General features: G+C 75.2%; 10 protein-coding genes. 5 read left to right on the top strand and 5 right to left on the bottom strand.

Features of this window, described 5'->3' with window-relative positions; all coding sequences use genetic code 11:
• Window positions 1–84 precede the first annotated feature (84 nt).
• A complete protein-coding gene (locus BBH68_RS30570) occupies window positions 85–831 on the bottom strand; it encodes a YihY/virulence factor BrkB family protein (RefSeq protein WP_065967001.1) in 747 nt (248 codons plus the stop codon).
• A 215-nt stretch (window positions 832–1,046) separates the two neighbouring features.
• On the opposite strand from BBH68_RS30570, the gene BBH68_RS30565 reads away from it, so the two are divergent.
• Complete coding sequence (locus tag BBH68_RS30565; RefSeq protein WP_065966981.1) at window positions 1,047–4,490, top strand: SpoIIE family protein phosphatase; 3,444 nt, start codon at window positions 1,047–1,049, stop codon at window positions 4,488–4,490.
• On the opposite strand, the gene BBH68_RS30560 is transcribed toward BBH68_RS30565, so the two are convergent.
• From BBH68_RS30560 to BBH68_RS30550, 3 genes are read right to left on the bottom strand one after another with little or no spacing between them, the layout of a single operon-like run.
• Entirely contained in the window at window positions 4,405–5,505 is a 1,101-nt protein-coding gene (locus BBH68_RS30560; RefSeq protein ID WP_174589111.1) for a MauE/DoxX family redox-associated membrane protein, read from the bottom strand. The genes BBH68_RS30565 and BBH68_RS30560 overlap by 86 nt on opposite strands.
• Window positions 5,502–6,140, bottom strand: a complete 639-nt coding sequence (locus BBH68_RS30555) for a cell wall protein (protein ID WP_065966980.1) — start codon at window positions 6,138–6,140, stop codon at window positions 5,502–5,504. Before BBH68_RS30555 ends, BBH68_RS30560 begins: the two co-directional genes overlap by 4 nt.
• Before the next feature lie 13 nt (window positions 6,141–6,153).
• The gene (locus BBH68_RS30550) at window positions 6,154–6,576 is read right to left on the bottom strand and encodes a septal ring lytic transglycosylase RlpA family protein (RefSeq protein WP_065966979.1); all 423 of its coding nucleotides are present in this window, start codon (window positions 6,574–6,576) and stop codon (window positions 6,154–6,156) included.
• A 245-nt stretch (window positions 6,577–6,821) separates the two neighbouring features.
• Between BBH68_RS30550 and BBH68_RS30545 the strand changes: the two genes are divergently transcribed.
• From BBH68_RS30545 to BBH68_RS30530, 4 genes are all read left to right on the top strand, one after another.
• Window positions 6,822–8,324, top strand: a complete 1,503-nt coding sequence (locus tag BBH68_RS30545) for a glutamate synthase subunit beta (RefSeq protein ID WP_065966978.1) — start codon at window positions 6,822–6,824, stop codon at window positions 8,322–8,324.
• A gap of 101 nt (window positions 8,325–8,425) precedes the next feature.
• Window positions 8,426–9,916 (top strand): DUF2201 family putative metallopeptidase, encoded by a 1,491-nt coding sequence (locus tag BBH68_RS30540; RefSeq protein WP_065966977.1) that lies wholly within the window; start codon window positions 8,426–8,428, stop codon window positions 9,914–9,916.
• 104 nt (window positions 9,917–10,020) lie between these two features.
• Entirely contained in the window at window positions 10,021–11,913 is a 1,893-nt protein-coding gene (locus BBH68_RS30535) for an ATP-binding protein (RefSeq protein ID WP_245738377.1), read from the top strand.
• 117 nt (window positions 11,914–12,030) lie between these two features.
• Window positions 12,031–14,613 carry a hypothetical protein gene (locus BBH68_RS30530; protein ID WP_065966975.1) on the top strand — a complete coding sequence of 861 codons (2,583 nt, stop codon included), beginning with the start codon at window positions 12,031–12,033 and terminating at the stop codon, window positions 14,611–14,613.
• Here the strand turns inward: BBH68_RS30530 and BBH68_RS30525 are convergent.
• Window positions 14,606–15,572, bottom strand: a 967-nt coding sequence (locus BBH68_RS30525; RefSeq protein WP_170066613.1) for an ATP-binding SpoIIE family protein phosphatase, incomplete at its 5' end; no start/stop codon positions are given. The two genes, BBH68_RS30530 and BBH68_RS30525, sit on opposite strands and share 8 nt — an antisense overlap.

The raw sequence follows: 15,572 nt of genomic DNA, 5'->3' as shown, positions 1-15,572 counted from the left end.
CTGCTGGGCCCCGCCACCGGGTGGCGGGGCTGGATGTCGCCGCCGGTCCGACCCGTCTGGCGAGGGCCGCCGGGCGGGTCGGCGTCAGCTCTTCCCGCGCCGGCGCCGCTGCGCCAGCACCACCCACTCCTCGTGCAGCAGCCTGCCGAGGAGCGCCCCGCCGAAGACCACGAACCCGACGCCGACCAGCCAGGACTGGACGACCAGGACCGTGCCCACCGGGCCGTACGAGACGGCGCTGGAGGCGATCAGCGGGGAGAAGACCAGCCGGGAGAACCACCGCAGGCCCACCAGGCCCACCCCGGTGGCCAGCGCCCCGGGCAGCAGGGCGCCCCAGCCGATCCGCCCGCCGAGCAGCACATGCTGGGACCACCAGAAGAACAGCACCGTGCCCACGATCCCGACCCACAGCCGCCACCCCGGCCACAGGTGCGAGGACAGCATCAGGTAGCCGATGAGCACCGCGAGCCACACCAGATGCCGCCAGACGGTGTGCCAGCGGCCCGGCGAGAGCTCCCACACCTTCTCGTAGCCGATCTGCACCGCCGCGCCGAACCGGAGGCCGAAGACGCACAGCGTGGCCAGACCGAACGCGGTCGTGGTCTCCAACGCCTGCCGCGGCGGGGCGAACAGCCGCAGCACCTCGTCGCGCGAGCCCCTGGACACCCCGAGGCCCTCGGCCAGCCACTGGGCGAAGCCGTGCCGGTTGACCGGGTCGGCCGCGGCGACGACGATCAGCAGCGGTACGAGGGTGAGGAACCCGAGCGCGGCGAACCCCATGGCCCGGTGCGACAGTTCGAACTCGCTGCCGCGCCGCCACCCCCGCCCGATCGGGGACCCGTGGAACGCCTCGCGGCACCGCTCGGGGAGTGACGCGTGGCGCTCCGGCGGCGATTCGCCGCCCTGCGGCGTGGGCCCGGACACTCAGTCCCTGTTCCCCATCTCGAACCTCCGCTCGGCCGCTGCCGGGTTTCGCGCGGGACATCGTATCATTTGCCGCTTAAGTCGCTTTCTGTGCCACACTGTGACTGAGGAGAGCCGACTCCATGAACGGGCCCGCGAGGCAGCACTCAGAGGTGGCGGAGCTGTTCGCCGAGAGCGGTTCGCCGGGCCGTTCGATGCGCGACATCGACTGGGCGGCGACCCCTCTGGGGCGGACGGACACCTGGCCTGTGCGGCTGACCGAGGCGCTCCGTATCGTCCTCTTCTCCGAGCAGCCGATGGTGCTGTTCTGGGGCCCCGAATTCCGGATGCTGTACAACGAGGGCTACGCCTCCCTCCTGGGCAGCAAGCACCCGGGCGCCCTGGGCGCCCCGTGCGCCCAGGTCTTCCCGGAGACCTGGGAGGAGAGCGCCGGCCCGCTGCTGCGCTCCGTGGTGGACAGCCGGAAGCCGATCCTGGTCAACGACATAGGTTTCGTGTACACCCGGCGCGGCTTTCCCGAGCAGTCCTACTACGACGTGTCCTTCCAGCCGGTGCCGCTGCCCGACGGCACGGTGGGCGGCCTGCTGGGCGTCGTCACCGAGACCACGGCCCGGGTGCTCGGCGAGCGGCGGCTGCGGCTGCTGGCCGCCCTCGGCTCCCGGACGGCCGGGCTGCTCACCCCCGAGGACGTCGCCCGGACGGTCGCGGAGGTGCTGGACGCCCACCGCGAGGACGTGCCGTTCACCGCCGTCTACCTGGCATCCGAGCCCGGCACGCTCCGGCTGGCGGCCGCCACGTCCCTCCCGGGGGACGCCACCGGGCCGCCCGCGGAGCTGCGGCTCGACCGGGCCGCCGAGCCGGAGGGGCTCGCCGCGCGCCTGGCCGCGGTGGTCGGGGACGCCGCCCCGGCCCGGCTCCCGGGCTCGGCGCTCGGGCGGCCGGAACAGGACGCGCTGGCCCATCCGCTGATCCGCTCGGGCGAGGTGGCGGGCGTGCTCGTCATGGGCGTCAATCCCCGGCTGCCCCTCAACGGGCCCTACCGGGACTTCTTCGATGTGCTCTCCTCCGGCGTCAGCGCGGCCCTGGCCGCGGCGTGCACCCAGCAGGAGCACCGCCTGCGGGCGGAGGCGCTGGCCGAGCTGGACCGTGCCAAGACGGCGTTCTTCTCCAACGTCAGCCATGAGTTCCGCACCCCCCTGACCCTGCTGCTCGGCCCGGTGCAGCAGGCCCTCGCGGAGGAGGACAGACCCGGGCGGCGCCGGCAGCTCGAGCTCGCGGAGCGCAGCGCGCTGCGCCTGTTGAAGCTGGTCAACACGCTCCTCGATGTCTCCAGGGCGGAGGCCGGGCGGCTGAAGGGCAGCTTCGAGCCGGTGGACCTGGCCCGGCTCACGACGGAGCTGGCGGGGGTGTTCCGCTCCGCCTTCGACCTGGCGGGGCTGAGCCTGCGGGTGGACTGCCCTCCGCTGCCGGAGCCGGTGCACGTGGACCGGGAGATGTGGGAGAAGATCGTCTTCAATCTGCTCAGCAACGCCCTGAAGTTCACCTTCGCCGGCGGGGTCACGGTGCGTGTGGCCCCCGTCGGCGACCGGGCCCGGCTGACCGTGGCGGACACCGGCACCGGAGTGCCCCCCGAGGAGCTGCCGTATCTGTTCGACCGCTTCCACCGGGTGCGCGGGGCGCTCTCGCGGTCCCACGAGGGCAGCGGCATCGGCCTCGCGCTGGTGAAGGACCTGGTCGAGCTGCACGGGGGCACGGTGTCGGTGCGCAGCAGGCCGGGCGAGGGCAGCACGTTCACCGTGGAGGTGCCGTTCGGCGCCGCCCACCTGGCGGCGGACGAGGTGGCCACCGGGCGCCGCCTGCCCGAGGCCGTCCATCGCGAGCGCACCGCCTCCTGTGCCGGGGAGGCGCTGCGCCGGCTGCGGAGCGGACCGGTGGCCGAGGGGGATCCGGCCACGGACACCGGCGCCGCCCCGGCCCCCGCCTCCGTGGCCGGCGACCGGCCCTCGACGGCCGCGCGGGACGGCGAGACGGCCCGCCGCCCGCTGCTGCTGGTCGCGGACGACAACCCCGATGTGCGCGGCTATCTGAAGGAGCTGCTCGTCCCGGAGCACGACGTGCTGCTGGTCGGGGACGGCCGGACGGCGCTGGAGACCGCCGTGTCGCACCCGGTCGACCTGGTGCTGACCGATGTGATGATGCCCCGGCTGGACGGATTCGCCCTCGTACGGGCCCTGCGCTCGGATCCGCGGACCATCCGGCTGCCGATCATCATGCTGACCGCCAGGGCCGGGGAGGAGGCGACGGTGCAGGGGCTGCGGGCGGGGGCGGACGACTACCTCGCCAAGCCGTTCTCCGCCCGCCAGCTGCTCGCCCGGGTGCGCGCCAACCTGGAGCTGTCCCGGCTGCGCGAGGAGGTGCTCACCGAGAGCCGCCGCCACGCCGCCATGCTGACCTCGCTGGCCCAGGCGAGCATGGTGCTCTCCGACAGCCTGGACCCGCCTCAGGTGCTGGGGGCCACGAAGGGGGTGCTGATCCCGGAGTTCGCCGACGAGATCCGGGTCCGGGTCACCGATCCGCGGGCGGAGCGGCCGGTGTTCGCGGCGGGCGAGCGGACGGCCGCCCCGGAGGACCTCGAGCGCGCGCTGAGCCGGAGCCTGGGCACGGGCGGCGACGGGACGGCCCCGCCCCCCACCGTCCTGGCGGTGCCGCTGGTCTCCCACGGGCGGACGCTGGGGGCGCTGGCCGTCGCCAGGCGCGGGCCGGGGTACCGCGAGGACGAGCGTCAGTACCTCGACGCGATCGCGGGGAGGCTGGCCCTCGCCTATGACAACGCCGCGCGCTTCCGCAACGAGCGCCGGCTGGCCCTGACCCTGCAGCGGGCGCTGCTCCCCCAGCACCTGCCGCAGGTGGCCGGGTTGCGCACCGCGTCGTACTACCGGGCCAGCACCCTCGGGGCGGAGGTCGGCGGCGACTGGTACGACGTGATCGTGCTGCCCGACGGCGCCATGGGGCTGGCGATCGGCGACGTCATGGGCCATGACGTCAACGCGGCGGCCGTGATGGGCCGGCTGCGGCCCGCCCTGCGCGGCTTCGCGCTCGACCGTGCCTCCCCGGGCCGCCTCCTGGCCAAGCTGGACGCGTATCTGCGGTCGCTGGACGTCGAGCACTTCGCGACCTGCCTGTACGCGGTGTACGAGCCGCGCACCCACCGGCTGCGGTACGCCTCGGCCGGACACCTTCCGCCGCTGCTGGTGGCGGGGGAGGCCACCCGCTTCCTGGAGACCCGGCCGGGCGTTCCGCTGGGGCTCGCGCCGGGCCCGGCCGAGGACCACGAGGCGCGGCTGCCGGGCGGCGCCGGGCTGCTGCTGTTCACCGACGGCCTGGTGGAGCACAGCGGCGTCTCCCTCGACGAGGGGCTGGCGTCCCTGCGGGCGGACTGCGCGGGGCTGTCGGCGGCGGCGCGGAGCGACCCGCAGCGGATCATCGACCGCTCCCTGGGGCTGCTCGGCGCGCCGGGGCACGTGGCCGACGACACGGCGCTGCTCGCCGCGTCGACCGGGGGCTGACGGCCGGTCCCGGACCCGGCGGTCGGCCGGGTGCCGGGGTGCTGGCGGGCGCCGGGGTGGCGCCGGGCCCCGGGGTGGCGCCGGGTGCCGGAGGCGGCGGGGCCGGTCCCGGGGCGGCCGGCAGTGGGAACGGCAGCGGCTCTCCGGTGTCCGCGTCGACGACCCCGACGAGGACCGCCGGCTCGGTCACGGTGTCCACGCAGGCCATGGCGTCCAGGGCGAAGACCACGAACACCGGCCTGGCGGCCGCGCCCCCGCCGCCGTGCACCCCGGAGAACTGCAGCACGCGCCAGCCGCCGTCGTCCCAGTGGTCCAGCAGCGCGGACCGCACCACCGGGGCGGCCGCCCGCCAGGCCAGCGAACGCTCCAGCAGTTGCACCGTGGCGGCCACCGGAACCCCGGCCGCGTCCCTGAGCCCGGCGGGCGGGAGCCCGGCGCCGCCCCGCCGGAGTCCGCGCCGCCGGGCGAGCCACCACCGCACCGCGTCGGCATCGGCGGAGAGCGCCACGAGCCCCGCCACGGCGGCCCCGGCCACGCCCAGCGCGGCGGCCGGCCGCCGCGCCACCGCGGCCCACCAGGGCTCCCCCGCCGTGGCCGCCAGGGCCGCCGCGGCACCGCCCGCCGCCAGGGCGGCGGCGCGGGCGAAGACGCGCCAGGTGACGGGGCCCGCGCCGCCGCCCGTACAGCCACAAGAGGAGCCCGGCGCGGCCCGGCGGGCGTACGCCAGATAGCCGGTGAACGCCACGCCGAGGACGGCGGCCGCCACCCCGGGGGCGGCGGACCGGGGCAGCGCCAGCAGCCCGGCGGCGAGCAGCAGTTCGCAGGCGCCGAGGAGCCGCAGGGCGGCCGCGGCCCGGCCGGCGCCGCGCACCAGCCGGGCCAGCGCGGCGGGCGGCGCCGGTCGGGTCGCGCGGCGGGGCAGCAGCTTGGCGGCGCCGGTCCAGCCGAGCAGCCCGGCGGTCAGCGGCGGGGCCACCCCGGCCAGCGCCGCGGCCCCGGCCGCCGGGCCGGTCACCGTAGACCCCGAGGCGGGGGGCCGACCGAGACCCGGACGATGTCCACGGCCCCGTCGGCGGGCCGCCAGGCGCCGAGGACCTGGGCCGCGTCGCCCACGCGCAGCCGGGACAGGTCGGAGGTGGGGGCGGTGCCCGGGTACGAGGCGCTGGTGGTGGCCGGCAGCAGACGGCCGACGATCCGGTGGGTCCCGTGCGCCAGGTGGAGCCGGTCCTTGTCGATCCCGCGCACGGTGGCGTAGAGGTTCACGATGTTCACCCACACCGCGTCGGCGGCCACGGTGCCGTCGGGCATGGGGACGCCGCGCGCGTAGAGCCCGTCGCCCGCCTCGATCTCCGCGGCGGTGGCGACCCCCGCCTTCCACACGCTGGTGGCGCCCGTCAGCCGCACCCGCGCCCGCTCGCCGTGGGACCCGGCGACGTCCAGCACCCCGCCGTCGGTCCGCAGGATCCTCCCCTCGACGAAGGCGCCGCGCGGCACGGCCGGGTCCAGCGGCACCAGGGGCGCGGCGAAGGCGGCGTCGGCGTCGACGGCCCCCAGGGAGGTGGCGCCGACGATGGTGGCGCCGCCCAGGGCGACGGTGGTCAGGAACCGGCGTCTGCCGAGGTCGTCGGCGTCCGTTCGGGACGGGGTCATGGCCGGGCCCTCCTCATTCGTGGACCAGCACCGGCAGGGTGCCGGAGCTGAGGCTGCCGAGGGCGGCGAACGCCGCGGGCGTGAGGTCGATGACGCGGTTGCTCCGGCAGACCCCGTCACAGCAGGTCGCCTCCCCGCAGAAGCTCCTGGTGCGCGGCCCGCAGTCGGTGACCGTCACGCACACCGACGCCCCCGAGCACTGGTGGCGGACGGTCAGGACGCTGCCGCAGCCGCGCCGCGGTATGTCCTCCCCGCACAGGTCCGGCCGGGTGATCTCCCAGCACGCCTGGGAGGCGTTGGGCCAGGCGGCCTGCGGCTCGCCGGACCGGCAGGTGCCGCAGGCGCCGCCGCCCGCGCTCGCGCACGGGCCCCAGGAGTTGCCGCAGCAGAACCAGCTGGCCTCCCCGGCCCACAGCGGGGTCGATCCACAGGCCATGGTCTTACTCCCTTCTCCCTCCCCCTCGTCTCACCCGCTCCCCGCTCCCGTGCCTCCCCAGGGGTCCTTCCAGCCTGCCGGGAACGCCTCCGGGCGGCGATCGTTCGTCCGCCGACCGCGCTGGGGCCGCAGGTGGCGGCCCCGGGGACCCTGGCGCACGGACGTACAGTTGGGGGAAGGCGTGGTGGGCCGCGGTGCGCCGCCACCACGCGGCCAGTCCGGACGTGTGGATGAGGGATGCCGCCATGGCCGACCCCAAGGGCTTTCTCAACACTCCTCGACGGCTTCCGCCGCGCCGCCCGGTGGCCGAGCGGGTGCGGGACTGGCGGGAGGTCGAGGAGCCCGGCGGCCTGCTGCCGATCGTGGGCGCCCAGGCCGGGCGCTGCATGGACTGCGGCATTCCGTTCTGCCACCGGGGCTGCCCGCTGGGCAACCTCGTCCCCGAGTGGAACGACCTGGTCGCGCGCGGCGACTGGCGGCGGGCGAGCGAGCGGCTGCACGCGACCGACAACTTCCCCGAGTTCACCGGCCGGCTGTGCCCGGCGCCGTGTGAGAGCGCGTGTGTGCTGGCCATCAACCAGCCCGCGGTGACCATCGAGAACGTGGAGCGGGCCATCGCGGACCGGGCGTGGGAGAGCGGCTGGGTGACCCCGAAGCCGCCGGAGCGGCTGTCCGGCAGGACCGTCGCGGTCATCGGTTCCGGGCCGGCGGGCCTGGCCGCGGCCCAGCAGCTGACCCGCGCCGGCCACACGGTGGCGGTGTACGAGCGGGCCGACCGGCCGGGTGGTCTGCTGCGCTACGGCATCCCCGAGTTCAAGATGGAGAAGCGCCACCTCGACCGCCGGCTCGCGCAGATGCGCGCGGAGGGCACCAGGTTCCGTACCGGCGTGGGCGTGGGCACCGACGTGGACGCCGCCGAGCTGCGGACCCGTTACGACGCGCTGGTCGTGGCGGTGGGGGCGACGGCCTGGCGGGAGCTCGCGGTGCCGGGGCGGGAGTTGGCCGGGATCCACCAGGCGATGGAGTATCTGCCGCTGGCCAACCGGGTCCGGGAAGGCGACTTCGACCGGCCGCCGATCACCGCGGAGGGCAGGCATGTGGTGATCGTCGGCGGCGGGGACACCGGCGCGGACTGCCTGGGCACCGTGCTGCGCCAGGGGGCGGCCTCGGTCACCCAGCTGGACATCCACGCCCGGCCGGGGACCGAGCGGCCGGGCGACCAGCCCTGGCCGGTCCACGCCAAGGTCTACCGGATGTCCGCCGCCCACGAGGAGGCCCGGGAGCTGGGCGTGTCCCCGGCCGCCGAGGTGGACGCGCGGCTCTTCTCGGCCGCCACGCTCCGCTTCGAGGGGCCGGGCCCGGGCGCGGAGGGCCCGCCGGGGGCGGTCCGGGCGCTGCGCCTGGTCGGGGTGGACGCGGACGGGCGGCCGGAGCCGGGCTCGGAGCGGGTGCTGCGGGCCGATCTGGTCCTGCTCGCGCTGGGCTTCTCGGGCCCGGAGCGGGACACCGGCCTGGTCGACCAGCTCGGCCTGGAGGTCGACGCCCGGGGCGCCCTGGCCCGCGACGAGGGGTTCGCCACCGGCCGCGAGGGGGTGTTCGTGGCGGGCGACGCGGGCCGCGGACAGTCGCTGGTCGTGTGGGCGATCGCCGAGGGCCGCTCCGCCGCGGCGGCCGTGGACCGCCATCTCGCGGGCTCCACCGCCCTCCCGGCGCCCGTCACCCCCGCGGACCGCCCGCTCGTGGTCTGAGCGTTCCCGGGTGCCCCGCTGATCGGCCCCGGGGCCGCGCTGTCGGACCCGGTGGATAACGTTCTTGGTGGCGGGCCGGGGACGGCGCACCGGAATGCGGCATGCGCGACGAGGGGGAGACGGTGGCACGGGTGACGGGGGAGGTCCGGCATGCCGCGGCGCGGCGGGTGCTCGACCTGGGGGACCGCCGGGCGCTGCTGGAGTGTCAGGTGGCCGATCCTGAGGTGGCCGAGGAGGGCCGTCGGCTCAAGGAGGCGGCGCTGCTGGACTTCGGGGTCAAGGACAGCGTGGTGAGTTCGTGGCTGTACGCCAAGTGCCACCACCAGATCGCCACCGCGGCGGTGGACACGGCGGCGGTGGTGGCCGTGGGCGACGGCAGTTGCCTGCTGTTGTACAACCCGGAGTTTTTCGTCCGGATCGGGCCGAGCGGGGTGCGCTTCGTGCTGTTCCACGAGGCCCGCCATCTGATCCACCGCCATCTGTACGTGGAGGAGGAGCTGCGCGCCGACCCGGTCTTCGAGCTGGCCGCCGAGGTGGCGATCAATCATGTGGTGATGGTCCGGCTGGGGCGTACGGAGCTGCCCGCCCAGGAGGTGCCGGACGGGCTCGGCGGCACCCGGCGCGAGCCGGTGGGCATCGACCCGCGCGAGGTGCACCGGCGGTATGTGGCCGACCTGACCGAGCAGGGGCTGACGCCGCTGTCGTACAAGGACTTCGTGGACACCGACCTGGGGGTGTACGGGGAGCTGAAGCGGATGCGCCGGCCCCCCGTGGCGCCCGCGGTGTGCGTCCATATGCGGATGGCCGGGGCCGGGCAGGGCGACGGGGCGGCGCCGGAGCTGCCGATGGACCAGGAGACGGTCTCCTCGGTGGTGGAGGCGACGCTGGCCGAGGCGATGCGGGCGGCGCTGCGCGGGGAGGGCATCGCCCGGGACGAGATGCTGGCCCTGGCGGACCGCAGCGCCGGGAGCGGTAAGCGGGTGGAGCGCATGTGGGGCCGGATGGGCCTGGCCGCGCTGCGCGGGCAGACCCCGCGGACCAGGCGGGTGGAGTGGTGGCGACGCTGGCTGTCCGATGTGCTGGCCTCGAAGCTGCGCGAGGGCGAGCGGCTGGTCTATCCGAAGAAGCACGGGGCGGTGCTGCTGGCGCTGGGCCACGACCCCATGCTGTCCCGGCGGGGCGCGGAGCGCACCAAGGTGGTGGTGGTCGCGCTGGACACCTCCGCGTCGATGCCGCAGTCCGTGGTCGACTGGATCACCTCGCTGGTCGGCCGCACCGACGGGGTGGAGAGCCACTGGCTGAGCTTCGACGGCTCCGTGATGCCCTTCGTCCCCGGAGAGCGGGTCCTCGGCGGTGGCGGGACGAACTTCCAGCAGGTCGTCGACTATGTCGAGGGCCGACTCGCGGTGAACGGGCGGCGGTTCGAGGAGCGCCCCGACGCGGTGATCATGGTCACCGACGGTTACGCGCCCAAGGTCGCCCCCGCCCAGCCCGACCGGTGGATCTGGCTGATCACGGAGGGCGGCGACGACTGGCCCGAGCGGCACGACCCGCCGATGGCCTGCCACCGGGTGATTACGGGCGACAGCTGACGCGACCGACGGCCCGACGGCCCGGCAGCGGCCGCGCCCGACCGCTTCGCACGACCGACAGACACGGAACGAGGGAACAGGCCACTGTGAGCAGCGTGGAGACGATGGCACCGACCGCGGGGGACGCGCCCGCCGGGCGGGCGGAGCGAAGGACGCGGAAGGCGCGGCAGCCGCGGAAGACCTCCGAGCGGCCCGGGCAGGACACCGGCACCCGCCTGGAGCGGTTCATCAGCGCGATGATCGCCATGGGCCAGACCGGGCAGGTCTTCGGGGAGCACGGCATCGGCAAGACCTCGACGTTCCTCTCCTACATCCCCGAGGCGCACCCCGGCACCGAGGTGATCCTGGTCCCGGCGGCGAATCTGACCCCGGACGACCTGCTGGTCAACGCCCCGGTGCGGGACGAGCGCAGCGGGGAGCTGGTCCTCACCCAGCTGATCATGCGCCAGCTCAGCCCCGGCAGGCCCTTCGTGCTGCTGATCGACGACTCGCTGCAGGCCGGCGAGACCATCCAGTCCCAGCTGATGCAGATCGCCTGCAACTGGACGCTCGGCGAGCACGATCTGCGCGCGCTCGGCTGTGTCGGCGTCTTCCTCGCGGACAACGAGTCCCTGGCCGAGACCGGCGCCCGGCGCAGCGATCTGGCGGTGCTGGACCGCATGGTCACCCTGCGGGTGACCGCCAACGACACCGCCTGGCGGCGCCATCTGGCCGAGCGCTTCGAGGGCTGGGACCTGGCCGAGGTGTTCCGGCTGTGGGCCGGGCTGTCCCCGCGGCTGCGTTCGCTGCTGTCCCCGCGCACCCTCCAGCATGTGCTGGACTGCGGCCGGGCCGGTTTCCCGCTGGTCTGGGGGCTGCCGCTGGTCGGCGGGCAGCGGCTGCGGCTGCGGGATGTGAAGTCGGACGGCAAGCCGGGCCCGGACCGCACGGCCGAGATCCTGGACGGCATCGCGGCCGCCGTCGGCTGCCCGAACCCGGCGACCATCGCGGACCCGGTGCGCACCATCGTGCGCACCGCGGTCCGGGAGAACTGGGCCGTGCTGCTCCAGGGCCCGCCCGGCTGCGGGAAGACGGAGGTCACCAAGGCGGTGGTGCGGGAGGAGACGGGCGCCGACCCGGTGTACTTCTCCCTGCCGGTGACCAACGTGGAGGACCTGTGCGTGCCGGTGCCCACCCCCGATGGCACCCTGGACACGCTGCTCAGCCGCTCGCTGACGGGGCCCGAGCCCAAGGTGATCGTCTGGGACGAGTACAACCGGCCCAAGGACAAGGCCACGTTCGCCAAGCTGATGGAGATCACCCAGGAGTGGTCGCTGGCAGGCCGGCCGCTTCCGGGGCTGACCGCCCAGATAGCGCTGCAGAACCCGCCGTACCACCTCGGCCGCAAGCTGCTGGTCAGCAGCAACAACGTGGCCCAGGCCAGCCGCTTCACGGTCGGCTACGAGGTGGGTCCGGAGGACATCCCGGCCAACCAGTGGCTGATCGACACCTACGGCGAGGTGGCCGAGACGGTGCTGGAGTGGTGGAAGAGCGACATCGACGACGAGGGCCGGGAGTGGATCACCAAGCGGACCCTGGAGCGGCTGATCAAGCTGCATCTGGCCGGGCAGCCGCTGGAGACCGGGCTGATCTACCTCGGTGACGGCGAGTACGCCCCGGTGCCGCTGTCCCAGCTCGAGGCGCGGCTGTCGGAGAGTTCCGGGCGGAAGGTGCTCGGGCTGCGGGAGCTGGCGCGCGACGTGGCCGAGTGGGAGGCCAGGCTGGCCGCGGCCTCCGAGAGCTCCGATGAGGGCACCAACGACACCGACCTGGTGCACCAGGTGTTCGCCAACGCGGAGGTCTCCCAGCTGGAGCGCCACGCCGAGGTGGTCGCGCGGCTGCTGCGCCGTATGCCGCCGAAGCTGCGCGCCGCCCATCTGGTGGGGCAGACCCCGGAGCGGCAGCGGTTCTGGATCGGCGCGCTGTCCAGGATGGCCGAGCTGCCCGCCAACCCCTGAGCCGCCTCTGCCCCGCCCTGAGCCGTCCTCTCGGCCGCTCCTCCCTGAATTCTTCGCCCTTTCGCTCTTTCGCCCTTTCGCTCTTGTGCTCGTCTCTACGATCGGAGAACACGCGCCGTGGCGCCCTTCGACGAATCCCTGCTCTCGGCCACCTTCCGGCTGGCCGGCCCCGCCCTCGCCCCGGGCCTGATGGCCCGGCTGCGCGAGGAGGCCATGGCGCTGATGGCCGGGCGGGAGCCCCTGCCCGACTATCTGGTGGACACGGCGTTCGCCACCGGCGACGCCGAGCTGATCTGGGCCCTGGCCGGATGCCCGCCGACCGCCGAGCGCCTGCCCGCGCTGCTGCGCCTCGCCGCGCTGGGCTACACGGCCCTGGGCCCACGGCTCTACCGGGGGTACGGCGACCGCCAGGAGCTGCGGGCCGCGGTGCTGGAGGGGGCGAAGCGGAATCTGGACGACCCCGACTGGCACGAGCCGGACGGCCTGGTGGAGTTCCTGCTGAACACCAGCGGCGTCGAGGAGCTGCTGCCGGCCCTGCGCGCGCCCTTCCCCGCGGTCGTGCGCCACGCCCTGGAGACCGTCGGCCACAAGGTGGACGCGAGCGAGCAGCTGGCGGCCTGCCGGGCCGTGCTCACCCACGGGGGCGTGGCCGAGCTGGCCGGCCTGGCCGGGCTGTACACGCTGCGCCCGGCGGTGGCGGAGCTGGTGCGCCGGGCGGCGGCCGCGCCGGACCCGGCGGCCGTGCTGGAGAGCGCCTCGGTGACGGAGGACGACGGGACGGCCGCCCCGGACGGACCCGCGCCGGGCGCACCGGCCCCGTCCGGCACGGAGCTGGTGCGCCAGCTGCGCGAGATGACGTGGACGCGCGAGGGCTTCCCCCTGGACGGGGTGGACTGGGACCTCGTCCTGGCCGAGCACCGCCGCGAGCCCCTGCCGGACGGGGCGCTGCTCACGCTGGCGGCCCACCGGGACTGCCCGGACGAGATCGTGCTGGCGGCCTACCGGAAGTCGCCCCGCCACCTGCCCGCCACCTCCCCGCTTCCGTGGCAGTTGCTCGCGGAGTCGGACTGGAGCGACTCCTACTCCCGCTTCGACCTGTCCAGGCTGCTGCGCCGGGGCATCCGCGAGGGGGCCTTTCCGGTCGAGCGGGTGCTGAGGGAGATCCGCCCCGCCCGCGCGGTGCTGGGCTCGCTTCCGTACGAGGAGGCCCCGGTCCGTGAGGAGCTGTCCGGCCTGGTGGCCGGGCTGGGCGCGGACTTCGCCCCCTGGCGCGCCCTGTACTCGCTGCTGCCCCGCTTCGCGGGGACCGGTACGGAGCTGTTCGCCGCGGCCCGCGAGCAGACGGCCAAGCACCGGGGCAAGACCTGGCCCCGGCCGCTGGCGCCCGAGTACCCGGTGAGCGAGCCGGACGGCTCCCGGGCGGTGTTCCTGCGGCTGTACGACCTGGCCGCCGAGGATGTGCGGCTGGCGCTCGCGGAGCACCTGGACCGCCGCTCCGTCCAGCACCTGCTCGTCCACTACAGGCCCTCGGCCGCCCTGCGGGACCGCTTCGTCGCGCTGCACGGGGTCTCCGTGCTGGCCGGCATCGCCTCCAGCTGGGAGCTGCCGGAGCAGACCGTCGCGGAGCTGCTGCTCCACGACGACCCCGAGATCAACGCCAAGCTGTACATCCACACCCCGCTGAGCCCCGAGCAGCGCCGGCAGGTCCTGGCCGGCCGGCGCAGCCGCCCGGACAGCGGTGAGGGGCCGCTGCCGCTCACCGAGGAGCTGTTCGTCGAGCTGCGCAACAGCGGGCGCCGCCATTGGCTCGTTCCGGCCCTCGAGGCCGGCGATCCGCGCCTTGCCCGCATCCTCCTCGGCAAGATCAAGCTGCATACGCTCGCCGGGCAGCTGCTCCTGCTGGTGCGGGTGTGGGAGCGGCACGGCGCACAGGAGGTGCGCGCGCTGCTCGACGAGACCGAATTTCCCGAGCGCCGCAGCAAGAAGCACCCGCTGCCCGCTGCCACCCACAAGATCGTCCGGTCCGCGCTGGAGGCGGCGGACGGCCTGGCCGAGCTGCGCGAGCGGCTGACGCGTGCGCGGTCGCCCGAGAGCCAGGCGGAGTATCTGCGCACCGCCGCCGCGGGGCGGCGCGATCAGGTCACCGCGGCGCTGGAGCGGCTGGCCGAGGAGACCGGCCCGGACCTCCCGTGGAAGGAGCTGACGGCCGAGCACCACCGCGAGCCGCTGCCGGACGCCCTGCTGGTGGAGCTGGCGAAGCGGGACGACCTGCCGGAGGAGCTGCGCCCCGACTGCCAGGCCGCGGAGGTGCGGCTGGAGCACCGGGAACATCCGCACCGGCTCACCGGCCCCCGCCCCACCGCGCTGGACCTGCTGCGCCAGTACCAGCTGCCCGCGTTTGTGTACGGCCACCAGGAGTGGCTGAACCTGGCCATGTCCTACGGGCATCTGACCTTGTCGGACATTCTGCGCGAGGCGCGGCCCGCCCGGGTGGCCGCGGCCTATCTGGCGCACCGCGACCAGGAGGCCCGGGAGGAGGAGGCGGAGCAATTGCGCGGGGTCCGCCGGGAGATCGTGGATCTGGTCGCCACCCATCTGGGCGAGGACCCGGAGGCGTGGACGGTGGCCATGCGGCTGATGCCCGAGTTCACCGGCACCCTCCCGGAGCTGCTGGCCACCACCGCCGCCGTGATCAGCTGATGGCCAGCGCGGGCGGCGCGTACGGGGCGCCCGTCCCGGACGGGAGCGTCTGCTCGGTCCAGATGACCTTGCCGCTCCTGGTGTAGCGGGTGCCCCAGCGCTGGACCATCTGGGCCACCAGGAACAGCCCGCGTCCGCCCTCGTCGGTGGTGGCGGCCCGGCGCAGATGGGGGGCGGTGGTGCTGCCGTCGGCGACCTCGCAGATGAGGGTGCGGTCGCGGATCAGGCGCAGCCGGATGGGGCCGGAGGCGTGGCGGATGGCGTTGCCGAGCAGCTCGCTGACCACCAGTTCGGTGGTGAAGGCGGCCTCGTCCAGCTCCCATGCGTCGAGGGTGCGGGCCACGGCGGCCCGCATGCGGGAGACGACCGCGGGGTCCGAGGGGAGGTCCCAGGAGGCGACGTGGCCGGGGCTCAGGCCGGTGGCGGCGGCGACGAGCAGCGCCATGTCGTCGACGGGGTGCTCGGGGGGCAGGGCCTCCATCACCGCCCGGCAGGTGCGCTCGGGGTCCGGGTCGGCGCGGGCCAGCGCGCCGAGCAGCCGCTCGAGGCCGGTCTCGACGTCCACGCCGCCGGCCTCGATGAGCCCGTTGGTGTACAGCACCAGGCGGCTGCCTTCGGGCAGGTCGACCTCGGCGGCCTCGAAGGGCAGCCCGCCCAGGCCCAGCGGGGGCCCGGCGGGCAGGTCCAGGAGGGTCGCCGTGCCGTCCGGGCGCACCAGGGCGGGCGGCGGGTGGCCGGCCCGCGCCAGGCAGCAGCGCCGGGCGACCGGGTCGTAGACCGCGTACAGGCAGGTGGCTCCGGCGACCCCGGGGCCCCGGGCGCCGTTGGCGGCGGTCTCCTCCCGGTCCAGGTGGTCCACCACCTCGTCGAGGTGGGTCAGGAGTTCGTCGGGGGGCAGGTCGAGGGAGGAGAAGTTGTGCACGGCGGTGCGCAGCCGGCCCATGGTGGCCGTGCAGGCC

The sequence above is a fragment of the Streptomyces sparsogenes genome (assembly GCF_001704635.1).
Classification (GTDB): Bacteria; Actinomycetota; Actinomycetes; order Streptomycetales; family Streptomycetaceae; genus Streptomyces; species Streptomyces sparsogenes.
This window is presented reverse-complemented; position numbering and strand designations above follow the sequence as displayed.

Excerpts from the sequence above, each read along its gene's own strand:
- BBH68_RS30565 (WP_065966981.1), top strand. The coding sequence starts at position 1,047 with ATGAACGGGCCCGCGAGGCAGCACTCAGAGGTGGCGGAGCTGTTCGCC.
- BBH68_RS30555 (WP_065966980.1), bottom strand. The coding sequence starts at position 6,140 with ATGACCCCGTCCCGAACGGACGCCGACGACCTCGGCAGACGCCGGTTC.
- BBH68_RS30550 (WP_065966979.1), bottom strand. The coding sequence starts at position 6,576 with ATGGCCTGTGGATCGACCCCGCTGTGGGCCGGGGAGGCCAGCTGGTTC.
- BBH68_RS30545 (WP_065966978.1), top strand. The coding sequence starts at position 6,822 with ATGGCCGACCCCAAGGGCTTTCTCAACACTCCTCGACGGCTTCCGCCG.
- BBH68_RS30540 (WP_065966977.1), top strand. The coding sequence starts at position 8,426 with ATGCGCGACGAGGGGGAGACGGTGGCACGGGTGACGGGGGAGGTCCGG.
- BBH68_RS30535 (WP_245738377.1), top strand. The coding sequence starts at position 10,021 with ATGGCACCGACCGCGGGGGACGCGCCCGCCGGGCGGGCGGAGCGAAGG.